This window comes from Rhodoplanes azumiensis (assembly GCF_042682915.1).
Taxonomy (GTDB): domain Bacteria; phylum Pseudomonadota; class Alphaproteobacteria; order Rhizobiales; family Xanthobacteraceae; genus Rhodoplanes; species Rhodoplanes azumiensis.
In genome coordinates this window covers 81,054-94,784 of the sequence record NZ_JBHUIW010000002.1, presented here as the reverse complement: position 1 = coordinate 94,784, position 13,731 = coordinate 81,054, and the positions used below count along the sequence as shown (strand labels likewise).

Here is a 13,731-nt window from a genome sequence, read left to right as displayed (position 1 = left end):
GGATTCCGGGTTCGGCGCTGCGCGCCGCCCCGGAATGACTGGACTACAAAGATCGCCCCACGCGGCGAGCGAACCGAAGCCCCTCCCCTCCTGCCTTGACCGCGCTGCGCCGCACCCGAAAAATCTCGGGGAACCAGGCTGGGGCGACACCATGACCGACGATGGATTTCGGAGCCATTTCGTCACCGCGACGGACGGGCTGACGCTGCATGCGCGCGAATACGGCGATCCCGGCCGTCCCGGGCCGCCGGTCGTCTGCCTGCCGGGACTGACCCGCACGGCGGCCGACTTCCATCCGCTCGCCAGCGCACTCGCGCGCGATCCCCTCCACCCCCGCCGGGTGCTCTCGCTCGACTACCGCGGCCGCGGGCTGTCCGACTACGACCAGAACCCCGACAACTACTCGGTCGCGGTCGAGCTGCGCGACGTGCTGACCGTGATGACGGCCCTGAACGCCACGCCGGCCGTGATCGTCGGCACCTCGCGGGGCGGGCTGATCACCCTGGCGATGGCCGCGGTGAAGCCGGACGCGATCGCCGGCGCGGTGCTCAACGACATCGGCCCGGTGATCGAGATCGCCGGCATCGCCCGCATCAAGACCTATGTGGGCCGCGCCGGCTCGCCGCCCGGATTCGCCGAAGGCGCCGCCGCGCTGAAGGCCAAGTTCGCGGGCGAGTTCCCGGACTGGACCGACGAGGACTGGCTCGCCATGGCGCACCGAACCTGGCGGCAGGAGAACGGCCATCTGGTCCCGACCTACGACCAGGCGATCGCGCGGGCGCTCGCCGCCTTCGACATCTCCAAGCCGCTCCCGGAGCTGTGGCCGCAATTCGATGCGCTGGGAAACGTGCCCGTGATGGTCATCCGCGGCGGCCTCTCGGATCTTTTGTCGGCCGCGACCGTGGAGAAGATGCGCGAGCATCATCCGGGACTGGAGGCGATCGAGGTGCCGCGCCAGGGCCACGCCCCCGATCTCGCGAGCGACGACGTGATCGCCCGCATCGCCGATTTCGTCACCCGCTGCGTCGCGGCGCGGGGCTGACGGTTCTCGCGGACCGCCGCCAAGTCCTCCGACTGTCACGCCCGCGCTCGTCGCAGGCCAGCTTGCTTCACCTCTCCCCAGCGGGGAGAGGTCGGAGGTCGCGCCGAAGGCGCGAACTCCGGGTGAGGGGGTGCCGCCCTCTCGATGAACCAATCGGCGTCGGGCCCCCCTCACCCCAACCCTCTCCCCGCTGGGGAGAGGGAGTCACGCCGCATTCGCCGCTTCGTCACCGTCCCCCGCAACGAAAAACCCCCGGCGGAGACCGCCGGGGGCTTCGACCCGAAGAAGGGTCAGATCGTCAAACGATCGTCGTGATCAAGCGATCACGGAACGATGTCGCGATGCACGCGGAACGTGACCGCCAGAGCATCCTGGTCGCCGAACACGCCCGTGCCGGTGCGGCCGACGAGGTTCTGAGCGCCCACGTTGTTGATCGCGGCGACGTTCGCACCCTCGAACGCGGTGTTCAGGTGCGTGTAGAGAACGTCCACGCCCATGTAGAAGTCGGGCCGGATGTTCCACTGGGTGCGCGAGCCAAGTTGCCAGAACGAGTAGTCCGGATCGCAACCGACCGCCGAGGCGAGACGGACGCCGGAGGCGGCGGTCGTCATGAAGTTGCAAATCGACGCGGCAGCGCCGTCGCTGTAGCGAACGTCGATGTAGGCGCCGTAGACCGAGGTCTTGAGGGCTGGGGTCCAGACGTGCTCGTACGACGCATTGATGCCGAGCACCTTCACCAGATCGACAGCGCCGGTCACGCTGACGATGCCATCGGTAAAGAAGCCGGCGCCGATGCTGTCGCCGCTGATCCGGAGCGGAGAGCCCGCACCCGGCTGGGTCGTCACCGCGTAGCGGGTCGCGCCTTCGGTGTAGTTCACCTGGAACTGGAAGCTGTCGCCGCGCGAAATGAAGTCGGTCTTCACGCGAGCGCCGACGCCGACCGCGAAGCCGAGCTTGTCGTCCGCCTCGCCAGCCGTCGTGAGCGGGGTGGTGATGTTGCCGGCCGTGTAGTTATATGCACCCGACGCATCGTGGATGGCGCCCATGACCTGGAAGGAGCCCCAGGCCTGATCGACGCGGATGTTCGCCACCACGTCGGGCCAACGAACGTTGCCGTAGTCGTTGTTCAGGTTCTGGCCGAGGAGCAGGCCGTTCGTCGTGGTGACCACCGCGGTGCTCACCAGGCTGGTCGCGAAAATGCCGGCGCGGCGCGGGGTTTCGGCCGAGATCGTGGCCGACACGCCGTTGCCGAGCTGCGCCGTATAGGCAGCAAGGTTGGTGCCGGCGTCGCCAGTGTCCGACGACGCGAAGCCGAAGTACGACACGGCCGGGTTCGAGAACAGGTCGTAGAACGACTGCGCCTTACCGAAGGTGAAGCCGGCGAACTGGATGAAGCCGCGGGTCGCGTAGAGCGACGTCGAGCCGTTGTCGTCGGTGAAGCCGAGCAGGTAGTAGGTGCGCAGCGTGCCCCACTCGGTCTGCGTCCGCGTGTCCATGGTCATGACGGCGCGGGTGCGGAGCGTGGCGTCGTCCGGGTTGCGACGGCTCTGCTCGCCCGCGGCGGCGCCGAAGATCGCGCCGGACGAGACGTTCGCGCCGTTGCCGTAGTAGTACTGGCCACGGACGTAACCGCCGATCTTCACGCAGGTGTCGGTGCCCGGGATGTAGTAGAAGCCGGCGCCGTACAGCGAGCAGACCTTCACGTACTCGACCGGCTTCGCCTTGACCGGCAGATCGGCCGCCTGAGCCCCGGCAATCGCCACGAGACCAGCCGCGGAGCCGAGGAGAAGGGTTTTCACCATCTTCATCTGAAACCTCCATTCGTTTGCCTTGGGAGGGTTCCGTCTCCGGCGGGTGGCATGCACCCTGGAAGGTCCCCTTACTCCCGACGATCCACCCAGTATTCCGTGCCGTTCGTGTCACCGATCCGGCCTGGAACCCTAGACGGGGCGACCCCGGGAATGCCCCCCTGCGTCGCGAGGTCAGATTAGCTGAGAGCCCCCTGCAGGCAATAAAGAACCGCCGCCAAACCGGCTCCAAGCCTCTGAATCCGGGGCGGTGTTGCCCAAACGACACGAACACGAGGGTCGCCCGAAGGTGCTGGGCAGCTCAAATTCGTTAATGAAAGCATTCGCTTGGCGAGAGGCGCTGCGGCCGGGGCCGAACCGGCGCTGCACGCCTGCCACGGTGCCTCCCGGACCGCCTCCCGGCCCGTAAAACCGTCGAATCGAGTCGATTTCGGCAGCGGATCGCGGTGGCGGAACCGGGCCGGTGCCGCCCGGACGATGGCACCGCCCGCCGGTGGCGCTACGAAGCCGAATTGTCGCCCACGGAAAAATCTGCCGGTCTTCCACCGGCTTGCCAGCGCCGCCACATCTCCGCGAAGGCCGTCTCGACGCCACGGGTGAAGCGCGCCGTGTCGAACAGCGGCGCTGTCGTGCGATTCTCGGCGAGTCTCGTGCGCAAGGCGGCGAGCCGCGCCGGGTCGCGGGCGAGCGCCGACGCGGCCGCCTCGTAGTCGGCGAGCGAGGAAGTCACCAGCTCGGGAAGGCCGACCGCTTGAAGCAGGCTCGCCGCCATCCTGGAGGCGAACGCTTCGCCGGAGCATGTCAGAACCGGCAGGCCGGCCCAGAGGGAATCGCTCGCCGTCGTCCCGGCATTGAACGGGATCGTGTCCAAGAAGAGATCTGCCGCGGGATAGCGCGCCAGGTAGTCCGCGTATGGCACCCGGCCCGCGAAGACCAATCGGGCCGGATCGACCCCGCGGCGGCCTGCCTCGCGGCGGAGGTTCGATTCGACGCCGGGATGCTCGCCTAGCAGCCAGAGAACGCTGCCCTCGACGCAGGCGAGCAGTCGCATCCAGATGTCGAACACCCCGGGCCCGATCTTGTAGCTGTTATTGAAACAGCAGAACACGAACCCCTCGTCCGGCAGCCCGAGCGCGGCACGGGCCGGCGGCCGATCCACGCCCGGGCGCCGGTCGTCGTTCACCTGGAAGCTTTGCGGGAGCCGAACGATGCTTTCCGCATAATGGCCGCGCTGCTCATCCGGGACGACGATCTCGTCGGCCAGGATGTAATCGATGAGGTCGGTTCCCATGGTTCCGGGAAAGCCGAGATAGTTCACCTGGATCGGCGCCGGACGGCGGGCCAGAACCGGGAATCGGCAGTTCTGTGTGAACCCCATGAGGTCGACCAGGATGTCGACTTCCAGTTGGCGAATTAAATCTGCAACTTCAGCATCGGTCTTCTCGCTGACGTCCAGCACTTGATTCACGGCGGCGTCGATCCGGCGGGCCATCGCCGAGCCGCTGCGCTCTCCCCACACAATCGCGAAAATATCGAAACGCGATCGGTCGTGATGCTCGAACAATCCCGCGGTGAGATAGGCGGCGGGATGGTCGCGTAGGTCGGCAGATAAGTAAGCTATCCTGATGCGTTCGCGCAGTGGCCGCGTCGGCGCCGGCATCGGGCGGACCGCCCCTGCCCCATCGTCGGCGAACATCTCGGCGCATCGGCGCTGATCGGCCGCGGAGGCCGAGAGCGCCAGCAAATTCAACGGCTGCGCCGCTGGCCGCCCGTCCCGGACCGCAGCGATCAACGCCGCGACGTCTTCGTCGAAGTCGGTCCAGTCGCAAATCTGCAGCTTGTTGTGGAGTCGCGCCCCGAGCACGAACTTCAGTTCCGGATCAAACCCCAGAGCCTTCTCGTAGGCCCGGACCGCCTCCGCATGTTCCTTGTTGGCGGACAGAATGCCGCCCCGCAGCACCCAGGCCTCACCGCTTTCCGAGAGCGCCAGGGCGCGGTCACAGGTGGTGGCGGCCTCGCCGAGCCTACCGAGGGCGTACAAAGCCTTGGCGCGATGCAACAACGCCCGAGCAGAAGCCGGATCCCGCATCAAGGCGCCATCATAAGCAATTATCGCACGCTCTTGAAATTGTTGGGTAAGAAATACATCACCTATTCCGATCCAGGCTTCGACCCGGTCGGGGTCGAGAGCCAGCGCCTGATCGTAAGCGGCGAGCGCCTCGGCGAAGCGGCCGAGCGTCGCGAGCGTCGCGCCGCGCCCCTGCAGCGCCTCCGGCAGGCCGGGCCGCACGGCGAGCGCCCGATCGAACGCGGCGAGCGCCGCCTCCGGGCGCTTCAGCGAGACGAGCGTCTTGCCGCAACCGACCCACGGCTCGGGACGCTCGGGCGTCTGGGCGGCAGCGCGCTCGTAGGCGGCCAGTGCCTCGTCGAAGCGGCGCAGCGCGCCGAGGACCGAGGCGCGAATGATCAGCGGATCGATGTTGGTCGGATCGAGCGCGAGCGCGGCGTCGGCATCGGCCAGCGCCTCGTCGTGCCGGCCGAGATCGCGCAGCACGCCGGCCCGGGTGATCAGCGTGTCGGGCACCCGTGGATTCAGGGCGAGCGCTTTTCCGAGCGGCTCCAGCGCCTCGGCCGGCTTGCCGACCTGCTTCAGGATCAGGCCGAAATTGTAGAGCGTGACGTCCGAGCCCGCGGTCTCGCGCGCCGCCCGACGCGCATAGGGTTCCGCTTCGGCCCAGCGCCCGAGCCGCATCAGCAGCACCGTGTAGAGATTGAGGGCGCCCGGGTGGCGGGGTGCCGCCTCCAGGACTTTCCGGAAAGCGCGCTCGGCCTCGCTCGCCCGGCCAGCCTGTAGCGCCTCGACGGCGCGCCGGAACGTGTCGTCGACGGAACGAGCCATGTGAGCGATGCCCTCTGACGCCACGGCCGAGACCTTTTGCCCGGCTCCCACGCGCAGAAATCTCAGCCGAGCCATCGGCGTCAAGCGCCGTCGACCTGTCGCGAGACGACGAGGGCGATAAACACAGCGGAAGATCTGGGCGGGCAAGACTGGCGGAGCCGGAGGGATTCGAACCCTCGATACGGCTTTAAGGCCGTATAACGGTTTAGCAAACCGCCGCCTTCAGCCACTCGGCCACAGCTCCGACGCGGTTGTCGTATGCGGTTCGGTCAGGCCGGTCAAGCCGGCACCCCGGACGCGACCGTCGGACGACCGGCGTGGGTCCGCCCGCTTCGGCAGCGCTCGGCGGCACCGCGTGGCGCCGGGTGGCGAACCGCCCTGCCCTCAGCGGCCGAGCCAGGCACGGGCGGCGCGCTGCGCCGTCGCGATCTCGACCTCGCTCATCATCTCGGCGACCTCGCGGCGCAGCCGGATGGCGTCGCGGTTGCCGTTCAGGGCGGCGAGATTGAACCACTTGTGCGCCGACACGTAGTCGGCCTCCACGCTCGCGCCGGTCGAGTACATCATGCCGAGCTGGAAGAACATGTCGGCGTCCGTGGTGGCCGCACCGAGGGCCGCCGTCTCCAATGCCGCAGTGTCGAACCGTCCCATGTCTGGCCTCCCCAGGCCGTGGCCGTCGTGCCGGCCGTTTGCTTTGATCGCAGCGTCCGGAGCATCCCCGCCCGAACACCCCGATCTTCCGGGAGGCGTCTGAAAGTGCACTTAAAAGGTGCGATGAATCCCCCCTTAACGGCGCCGCGGGGCAACCCCGGAAACACCCGCCCGACAAGGCGAAACCCGCTGATTCTCGGGCACTTTCCGAAATTGCGCGGAATCCCGGTAACCACGCCGCGCAAGGCCGTGTTCACCACGCCGAAAAGCCGCGTGAAATAGGGTTTTGGTAATATGGGTCGCCGACCGGCGATCCGGCCCGGCTCCGGCGCGGCACGGCGCGCGCCGGATCCAGGACGACGTTCAGCGGGCGCGCTGACCGAACAGCAGCGCCTGGACGGCCGGATCCGTCATGTCGACGGCGGTCGCCGCCTCCGCGGCCAGCGCCATGCCGCGCGCCACCGCGGGCCGCGCCAGCAGCGTGTCGAGCCAGCGCTTCACGTGCGGAAAGTCGGCGAGATCCTGGCCCTGGCGCTCGTGGCGGCTCGTCCACCCGATGCAGGCGATGTCGGCGATCGAATAGGCGCCGGCCAGGAACGGCCGGTCGGCGAGCCGCCGGTTCATCACGCCGTAGAGCCGGTTGACCTCGTCGGTGTACCGCTTGATCGCATAAGGCACCTGCTCGCGCGCGTATTGCCGGAAGTGATGCGCCTGGCCGGCCATCGGTCCGAGCCCGCCCATCTGCCACATCAGCCACTGCTCGACCTCGACGCGCTTGCGCTCGTCGGTCGGATAGAGCTTGCCGGTCTTGCGGCCGAGATACTGGAGGATCGCGCCCGACTCGAAGATCGAGATCGGCCTGCCGCCCGGCCCGTCCGGATCGACGATCGCCGGGATGCGGTTGTTGGGCGCGATCGCCAGGAAGGCCGGGTCGAACTGCTCGCCCTTGCCGATGTTGATGGGCCGCACGACGTAAGGCAGCCGGCACTCCTCCAGCATGATGGAGATCTTCCAGCCGTTCGGCGTCGACCAGTAGAACAGCTCGATCGGCGCCGGCTTCACGCCGCCCCGCGCCCCGGCGCGCGCCGTCACGGGGGCGCTGCCCTTCGCGACCGGCTTCGCCGACGAGGACGAACGCTTCGTGGCCGGCGCGGGAGCGGCCTTCGGGGCCGACGACGCCGGCGTGGTCTTGCTGGCCTTCGAAGCACCCTTGCCGGTCGCGCTCTTGCCGGGCGCGCTGTTGGCGGGCGCGCTCTTGGCGGTCGCGGCTTTGCGCGACTTCGCCTTGCCGGCATTCTTCCCGGGGGTTCGGGCCATCACTCTCTCCTGTCGTGGTCCGATCGGATCGTCGGACGAACCGCTCGAACGAGATGTCGTCGGCGGGGTGCCGGCGCAAGGCGCGAAGAAGCGACCGCCGACAGTTCTCGCGATCCGAACCGCGCGACCGCGGGCCTCGTCTCCGATCGAGCAGATCGCGCGACCGGATGGCGCCGCCGTGGAGCCGCTTGTATCCTGACACTCCGTATCCACGGGAGAGGACACCATGAGCAGGTTCGTGACGACGAAAGACTGCTGCTGGACCCGGCGTGGCTGGGCGGCGGTGCTCGCGGCCGGATGGCTCGCGCTCGCCGCGCTGCCGGTCGCCGCCCAGGACGCCAAGCCCACGACCGAAAAGCCCACGACCGACAAGCCCGCCGACACGCCGGCGGCCGCGAAGACGACGGCCGACAAGCCCACCGCCGCGAAAAAGACGAGCGCGCAGCAGCAACGCATGAAGGACTGCGCCGGGAAGTGGAAGGAGGAGAAGGCGGCCAAGAACGTCAAGGGCCGCGAGGCCTACCGGACCTTCATGAGCGGCTGCCTGAAGGGCTGAGCGGCCGACGCGGCGGATCGCGCGCCGGCCCGTTGGTCGGCGCATCGCCGACCCGGGGCATATCGCGCCGTCGATCAGACAAGCCTGGACGTATCCACGCGAGGATCGCCCGCCGCAGGCAGCGTCGCGACGACGGCGCGGCGACGGTCGGATCGAAGACGCGAGATCGAGACGCGGAACGGGACCGGAGGGCCGAGACGGGAACCGGAACAGCAGTGCTGTGCCGCGTCGGATCACCCCCGCGGTCGTGGGCTCCGAGCTTCGGGTGATCCCTTGATCACCCGGCGACGGCCTCGAGGCCTGCGGGCCGTCGCACGATGAGGGGGGCGTCGGCGAGAGGTCCGATGATCGGGCTGCTCCGGCGGCGATCGCCGCTCGCGAGCAGAGCGAGACGCTTGCGTCCACCCGGTGCTCCACCCGCGGTCCGGCCGTCGCGGCCGGTGGAGTGGATGCCGGGCTCGGTCTCGCCGACGCCCTCTTTCGTCGTTCGTGACCGGCGGCGGTCGGAAGGCGCGCTTCGCATCTGAGAAAGCTTCGCTGGAAGCCGACGCCGGATGGAAGCTCGTTCGCGCCGCTGTCGCCGGTCCCCGACGAACGCCACGGCTTGCCCGGAGCGTGTGGCTCCGAGAGGCCGCGGTTTCACTTCTTCTTCGCGGGAGCCTTCTTGGCCGCCGCCGGCTTCTTCGCCGCGGTGGTCGTCTTCTTCGCCGTCGCCGTCTTCTTGGCGGCCGGCTTCGCGGCGGCCTTCGTGGTGGTCTTCTTCGCGGCGGCGGTCGTGGTCTTCTTCGCCGTCGTCGTCTTCTTGGCGGCCGGCTTCGCGGTCGTCGCTTTCTTCGGCATGCTGCCCTCCTAGCCGTGGTGGGATGGCTATCAGAAACGTGCCCACGCGAATCGAGGGCACTACACTTCGATTACTACAGCACAACGGAAAAATCAGCGGCTCCGCTTGGCGTTCCGTGTCGATCGCGACCATCGATACAGGTGTGCGAAGCGTGTCGTCGCCGCTCGCACGGCGTCGCGCATCGTCGCGGGCGATCGCGAAGACGACGGCACGGGTTCCAGCGACGATGAAAGTTGTGCCGATGAAACGGGCGTTTCTCGCACGTCTCCGGAATCCGGCACGACGCCGGCGAAGCGACGTCGCGCGGTCGCGGAGCAGCGGCGGCGCGCCGCGCTAACGCTTCGTTCACGTCGAAAAAAATTCTGCGGATTTCCTCCGCCACGACGTGCCGAGGAGCGCATCGCGTCGTCTCGCGCGCGTCGAATCGAGCAGCGACTGATTCGACGAGGCACCGGAACGCCTGCCGCAGAGGGGGTTCGGACGCCTCTCGCAGGATCGTCGGCGAGCGGTCGAGACCATCGACGCCGAGCTGAGAGCGCGCTCGGTGCTCGGTCGGGCGGCACAGGGAACGACCGCCTGCCGACGCCCGCACGCGGCGACGATGCGGCGAGACGACGACGAAGCGGCGGCGAGGACGAGACGAGAGGAGATGCGGCGGACGGAGAACAGCGGCGACGGGATGCCGGGTGGCCGCCGCATCGCGACGGCCGCGCCGCGGCGGCGGCGCCGCGGCACGGCATCGGCTCGTTCGTTGCGGCTACGCGATGCCGAGCTTGCTCTTCAGGAGCGCGTTGACGGTCTGCGGGTTCGCCTTGCCGCCCGAGGCCTTCATCACCTGGCCGACGAACCAGCCGACCATGGCCGGCTTCTCCTTGGCCTGCGCGGCCTTGTCGGGGTTGCTGGCGATCACCTCGTCGATCGCGGCCGCGATCGCGCCCGTGTCGGTGACCTGCTTCATGCCGCGCGCCTCGACGATCGCCTTCGGGTCGCCGCCCTCGCTCCACACGATCTCGAACAGATCCTTGGCGATCTTGCCCGAGATGGTGCCGTCGGCGATCAGGTCGAGCACGGCGCCGAGCTGCGCGGCCGAGACCGGCGACTCCGCGATGCCGTGGCCTTCCTTGTTGAGGCGGCCGGCGAGCTCGTTGATCACCCAGTTGGCGGCGAGCTTCGGATCGCGCCGCGCGCCACCGCCGGTCTCGACCACGCTTTCGTAGAACGCGGCGGTCTCCCGCTCGGCGACCAGCACGTCGGCGTCGTAGGCCGACAGGCCGTAGTCCGCCATGAAGCGCGCCTTCTTGGCGTCGGGCAGCTCGGGCAGCGCGGCTGCGAGCGCGTCGACATAGGCCTGGTCGAAGACGAGCGGCAGCAGATCGGGGTCGGGGAAATACCGATAGTCGTGCGCCTCCTCCTTGTTGCGCATCGACCGGGTCTCGCCACGACCGGGATCGAACAGCCGGGTCTCCTGCACGACGGTGCCGCCGTCCTCGATGATCTCGATCTGGCGGCGCGCCTCGACCTCGATGGCCTGGCCGATGAAGCGCAGCGAGTTGACGTTCTTGATCTCGCAGCGGGTGCCGAGCGGCTCGCCGGGGCGGCGCACCGAGACGTTGACGTCGGCGCGCAGGCTCCCCTCCTCCATGTTGCCGTCGCAGGTGCCGAGATAGCGCATGATGGTGCGCAGCTTGGCCACGAACGCCTTGGCCTCCTCGGCGGAGCGGATGTCGGGCTTGGAGACGATCTCCATCAGGGCGACGCCGGAGCGGTTCAGGTCGACGAACGACATGGTCGGGTGCTGGTCGTGCAGCGACTTGCCGGCGTCCTGCTCGAGGTGCAGCCGCTCGATGCCGACCCGCACGGTCTCGCCGTCCGGCATGTCGACCACGACGACGCCCTCGCCCACGATCGGCGACTTGTACTGGCTGATCTGGTAGCCCTGCGGCAGATCCGGGTAGAAGTAGTTCTTCCGGTCGAAGACCGAGACGAGGTTGATCTGCGCCGCGAGGCCGAGGCCGGTGCGGATCGCCTGGCGGACGCACTCCTCGTTGATCACCGGCAGCATGCCGGGCATCGCCGCGTCGACCAGCGAGACATGGCTGTTGGGTGCGCCGCCGAAAGCCGCCGAGGCACCGGAGAACAGCTTGGCGTTCGAGGTCACCTGGGCATGGACCTCCATGCCGACGATCACCTCGAAGTCGCCGGTCGCGCCCTTGATCAGCTTCGTCGTCTTCACCGGTGCGTTCATGTCCGCCTCGTCTGTCTGGCCGGAGCGGCCGGGCCGGGATCCCGGCCGGGCGCCGCCCGGTGTCCCCGCGCCCGAGAAGGCGGCGCGGGGTCGATGTCTCTTCCGGTTACAGAGTGTCGGCGCCCCCTTCAAGGCTCGGCGCCGCAACACGGCCGCCGCGAACGCGACCGAGGCATGCCCGCGCATGCGTCGGATGCGATTGTCGCGCCGGGTCGCGCTCGCTATCGTTCGTCCCAACAAGAAAGTTCAACATCGTGGAGGACGTCCGAATGCACCCCCGTCACGCGACCCGTGTGCTCGCCGTCGGCCTGTTGGCCGGCACCGCCGTGCTCGCCGCCCCGGCGATCGCCCAGGCTCCGACAGGGGCACCCGCGGCGTCCCCGGCTGCGTCTTCGGCTCCGGCGGCCGCGGCCCGCACGGCCGACACCATCCTGGTGAACGGCAAGATCGTCACGGTCGACGACCGCTTCACCATCGTGCCGGCGCTGGCGATCGCCGGCGAGCGCATCGTCGCGACCGGCAGCACGGCCGACGTCGAGGCCCTGAAGACGCCGCAGACCCGGGTCATCGACCTCGGCGGCAAGACCGTGATCCCCGGCCTGATCGACAACCACGCCCATTACATGCGGGCGGCCGAGTACTGGGACCGCGAGGTGCGGCTCGACGGGATCACGTCGCGCCAGGAGGCCTTGGCGATGATCGCCGCCAAGGCGAAGGCGTCGCAGCCGGGCGAGCTGGTGCTATCGCTCGGCGGCTGGTCGGAGGAGCAGTTCACCGATCAGCCGGGCGGCTTCACCAAGGCGGAGCTCGACGCGGCGGCGCCGAACAATCCGGTCGTCCTCCAAGTCATCTATTTCCGCATCTACGCCAACTCTCTCGCCCTGAAAGCCCTCGGCGTCACCGCCGAGACACCCGACCCGCGCAACGGCAAGATCGAGAAGGACGCGAACGGACAGCCGACCGGCGTGCTCAACGGCGGCGGCGCCGTCGCCTGGACGCTCGGCCGGCTCGGCGAGGTGGCGAAGGAGCGAAGCGTCGAGAACGCCCGCGCCCTGATGCGCGACCTCAACCGAATGGGCATCACGGCCTACCAGGAGATGGGCGGGCGCGCCTTCAATGCCGGGCACCTCGAGGCGTTCCGCACCGTGTGGGAGCGCAAGCAGATGACGGTGCGGGCCTTCTACAACATCTGGCAGGAGCCGACCTCGGCCGAGGGCGTCGACAAGGCGCTCGCCGTGATCGCCGGCCTGAAGCCGTTCCAGGGCGACGACTGGCTCGACCACACCGGCTACGGCGAGACCGTCTACTTTCCCCTGCACGACAATCTGCTCGCCCGCGGCGCCTCGCCGACGCCGGAGAACATGGCGCAGTGGCGCCGCATCGCCCAGGCGGTCGCCGACAAGGGCATGCACCTCAACGTCCATGCCCAGCTGCGCGGCACCATCGAGGCCTTCCTCACCGAGATCGAGGCCATCAACGCGGTCAAGCCGATCAAGGGGCTGCGCTGGACCATGTCGCACGGCGACCAGCTCGAGCCGCAGGACATCGCCCGCATGAAGCGGCTCGGCATGCACGTCCAGCTGCACAGCCGACCGACCGTCCAGGGCGCGCTGATGCTGAAGGTCCACGGCGACCGCACCTATGCGATGCCGCCGCTGCGCCTCGTCCAGGACAGCGGCATTCCGTGGGGTCTCGGCTCCGACGCCACCGCGGTGACGCCGGTGAACCCGTTCTACACCCTGCACTGGGCCGTGACGGGCGAGATGGTCGGCGGCCGCAAGGTGCTGAAGGAGACGATCACGCGCGAGGAGGCGCTGATCGCCCACACCCGCTCCAACGCCGCCTTCCTGTTCCAGGACGGCAACCTCGGCTCGCTCGCCCCCGGCAAGTACGCCGACCTCGTCGTCCTCGACCGCGACTACCTCACCGTGCCGGCGTCGCAGATCAAGGATCTGAAGCCGGTGATGACCATGGTGGGCGGCAAGGTCGTCCACGAGACGAAGTAGACGGCATTGTCGATGATGTGACCGGCGCGCTCGTCCGGGCCTCTGTCCCGCTCGTCCCCGCGAAGGCGGGGGATCCAGGGGTGATGCGACAAGCCGCCCCTGGATGCCCGTCTGCGCGGGCATGAGCGGAGGATGGGGCTTCGCCTCACGCCTGTCGGCGGGCCTTCTCCCGGCGGGCGGGCGGGACGAGGCCGGCACGTTTCCGGCCGAGCCGCTGCGGCTGCTCGGCCGCAACGCGGAGATCATCCTGCTCGCCTTCGACCTCGCGATCCCGCTCGGCGACCTCTATCGCGAGGTGAAGCCGTAGGGTGGGCAAAGGCGCGCCCGTGGCGCGCCGTGCCCACGCGGTTCGCATCGGCGACATCG

General features: G+C 68.8%; 10 protein-coding genes and 1 tRNA gene. 4 read left to right on the top strand and 7 right to left on the bottom strand.

Annotation, left to right across the window (positions count from 1 at the left end):
- The first annotated feature begins 151 nt into the window (after positions 1–151).
- Positions 152–1,042 (top strand): alpha/beta fold hydrolase, encoded by an 891-nt coding sequence (locus tag ACFSOX_RS02225; RefSeq protein WP_378476155.1) that lies wholly within the window; start codon positions 152–154, stop codon positions 1,040–1,042.
- A gap of 323 nt (positions 1,043–1,365) precedes the next feature.
- Here the strand turns inward: ACFSOX_RS02225 and ACFSOX_RS02220 are convergent, their stop codons facing one another.
- The 5 genes from ACFSOX_RS02220 to ACFSOX_RS02200 all read right to left on the bottom strand — a co-directional run bounded on the left by ACFSOX_RS02220 (position 1,366) and on the right by ACFSOX_RS02200 (position 7,462).
- Entirely contained in the window at positions 1,366–2,850 is a 1,485-nt protein-coding gene (locus tag ACFSOX_RS02220) for a porin (protein WP_378476154.1), read from the bottom strand.
- 499 nt (positions 2,851–3,349) lie between these two features.
- Complete coding sequence (locus ACFSOX_RS02215) at positions 3,350–5,749, bottom strand: tetratricopeptide repeat protein (protein ID WP_378476153.1); 2,400 nt, start codon at positions 5,747–5,749, stop codon at positions 3,350–3,352.
- A 150-nt stretch (positions 5,750–5,899) separates the two neighbouring features.
- Positions 5,900–5,993, bottom strand: a tRNA-Ser gene (locus ACFSOX_RS02210).
- Between the two features lie 140 nt (positions 5,994–6,133).
- Complete coding sequence (locus ACFSOX_RS02205; protein ID WP_378476152.1) at positions 6,134–6,400, bottom strand: SEL1-like repeat protein; 267 nt, start codon at positions 6,398–6,400, stop codon at positions 6,134–6,136.
- A gap of 363 nt (positions 6,401–6,763) precedes the next feature.
- Complete coding sequence (locus ACFSOX_RS02200; RefSeq protein WP_378476422.1) at positions 6,764–7,462, bottom strand: glutathione S-transferase family protein; 699 nt, start codon at positions 7,460–7,462, stop codon at positions 6,764–6,766.
- 481 nt (positions 7,463–7,943) lie between these two features.
- Between ACFSOX_RS02200 and ACFSOX_RS02195 the strand changes: the two genes are divergently transcribed.
- Positions 7,944–8,273, top strand: coding sequence for a PsiF family protein (locus ACFSOX_RS02195; protein ID WP_378476151.1), 330 nt, complete (start codon positions 7,944–7,946; stop codon positions 8,271–8,273).
- Between the two features lie 639 nt (positions 8,274–8,912).
- Here ACFSOX_RS02195 and ACFSOX_RS02190 read toward each other — a convergent pair.
- On the bottom strand, positions 8,913–9,113 hold the full coding sequence (locus ACFSOX_RS02190) for a hypothetical protein (RefSeq protein WP_378476150.1): 201 nt from the start codon (positions 9,111–9,113) through the stop codon (positions 8,913–8,915).
- A 758-nt stretch (positions 9,114–9,871) separates the two neighbouring features.
- Entirely contained in the window at positions 9,872–11,359 is a 1,488-nt protein-coding gene (gene gatB / locus ACFSOX_RS02185; RefSeq protein WP_378476149.1) for an Asp-tRNA(Asn)/Glu-tRNA(Gln) amidotransferase subunit GatB, read from the bottom strand.
- Between the two features lie 269 nt (positions 11,360–11,628).
- On the opposite strand from gatB, the gene ACFSOX_RS02180 reads away from it, so the two are divergent.
- The gene (locus tag ACFSOX_RS02180) at positions 11,629–13,365 is read left to right on the top strand and encodes an amidohydrolase (RefSeq protein ID WP_378476148.1); all 1,737 of its coding nucleotides are present in this window, start codon (positions 11,629–11,631) and stop codon (positions 13,363–13,365) included.
- A gap of 121 nt (positions 13,366–13,486) precedes the next feature.
- Entirely contained in the window at positions 13,487–13,672 is a 186-nt protein-coding gene (locus tag ACFSOX_RS02175) for a hypothetical protein (protein ID WP_378476147.1), read from the top strand.
- Positions 13,673–13,731 lie beyond the last annotated feature (59 nt).

Bases quoted from the DNA above. Each gene is read 5' to 3' on its own strand.
- ACFSOX_RS02225 (WP_378476155.1), top strand. From the start codon at position 152: ATGACCGACGATGGATTTCGGAGCCATTTCGTCACCGCGACGGACGGG.
- ACFSOX_RS02220 (WP_378476154.1), bottom strand. From the start codon at position 2,850: ATGAAGATGGTGAAAACCCTTCTCCTCGGCTCCGCGGCTGGTCTCGTG.
- ACFSOX_RS02215 (WP_378476153.1), bottom strand. From the start codon at position 5,749: ATGGCTCGTTCCGTCGACGACACGTTCCGGCGCGCCGTCGAGGCGCTA.
- ACFSOX_RS02205 (WP_378476152.1), bottom strand. From the start codon at position 6,400: ATGGGACGGTTCGACACTGCGGCATTGGAGACGGCGGCCCTCGGTGCG.
- ACFSOX_RS02195 (WP_378476151.1), top strand. From the start codon at position 7,944: ATGAGCAGGTTCGTGACGACGAAAGACTGCTGCTGGACCCGGCGTGGC.
- ACFSOX_RS02190 (WP_378476150.1), bottom strand. From the start codon at position 9,113: ATGCCGAAGAAAGCGACGACCGCGAAGCCGGCCGCCAAGAAGACGACG.
- gatB (WP_378476149.1), bottom strand. From the start codon at position 11,359: ATGAACGCACCGGTGAAGACGACGAAGCTGATCAAGGGCGCGACCGGC.
- ACFSOX_RS02180 (WP_378476148.1), top strand. From the start codon at position 11,629: ATGCACCCCCGTCACGCGACCCGTGTGCTCGCCGTCGGCCTGTTGGCC.
- ACFSOX_RS02175 (WP_378476147.1), top strand. From the start codon at position 13,487: ATGAGCGGAGGATGGGGCTTCGCCTCACGCCTGTCGGCGGGCCTTCTC.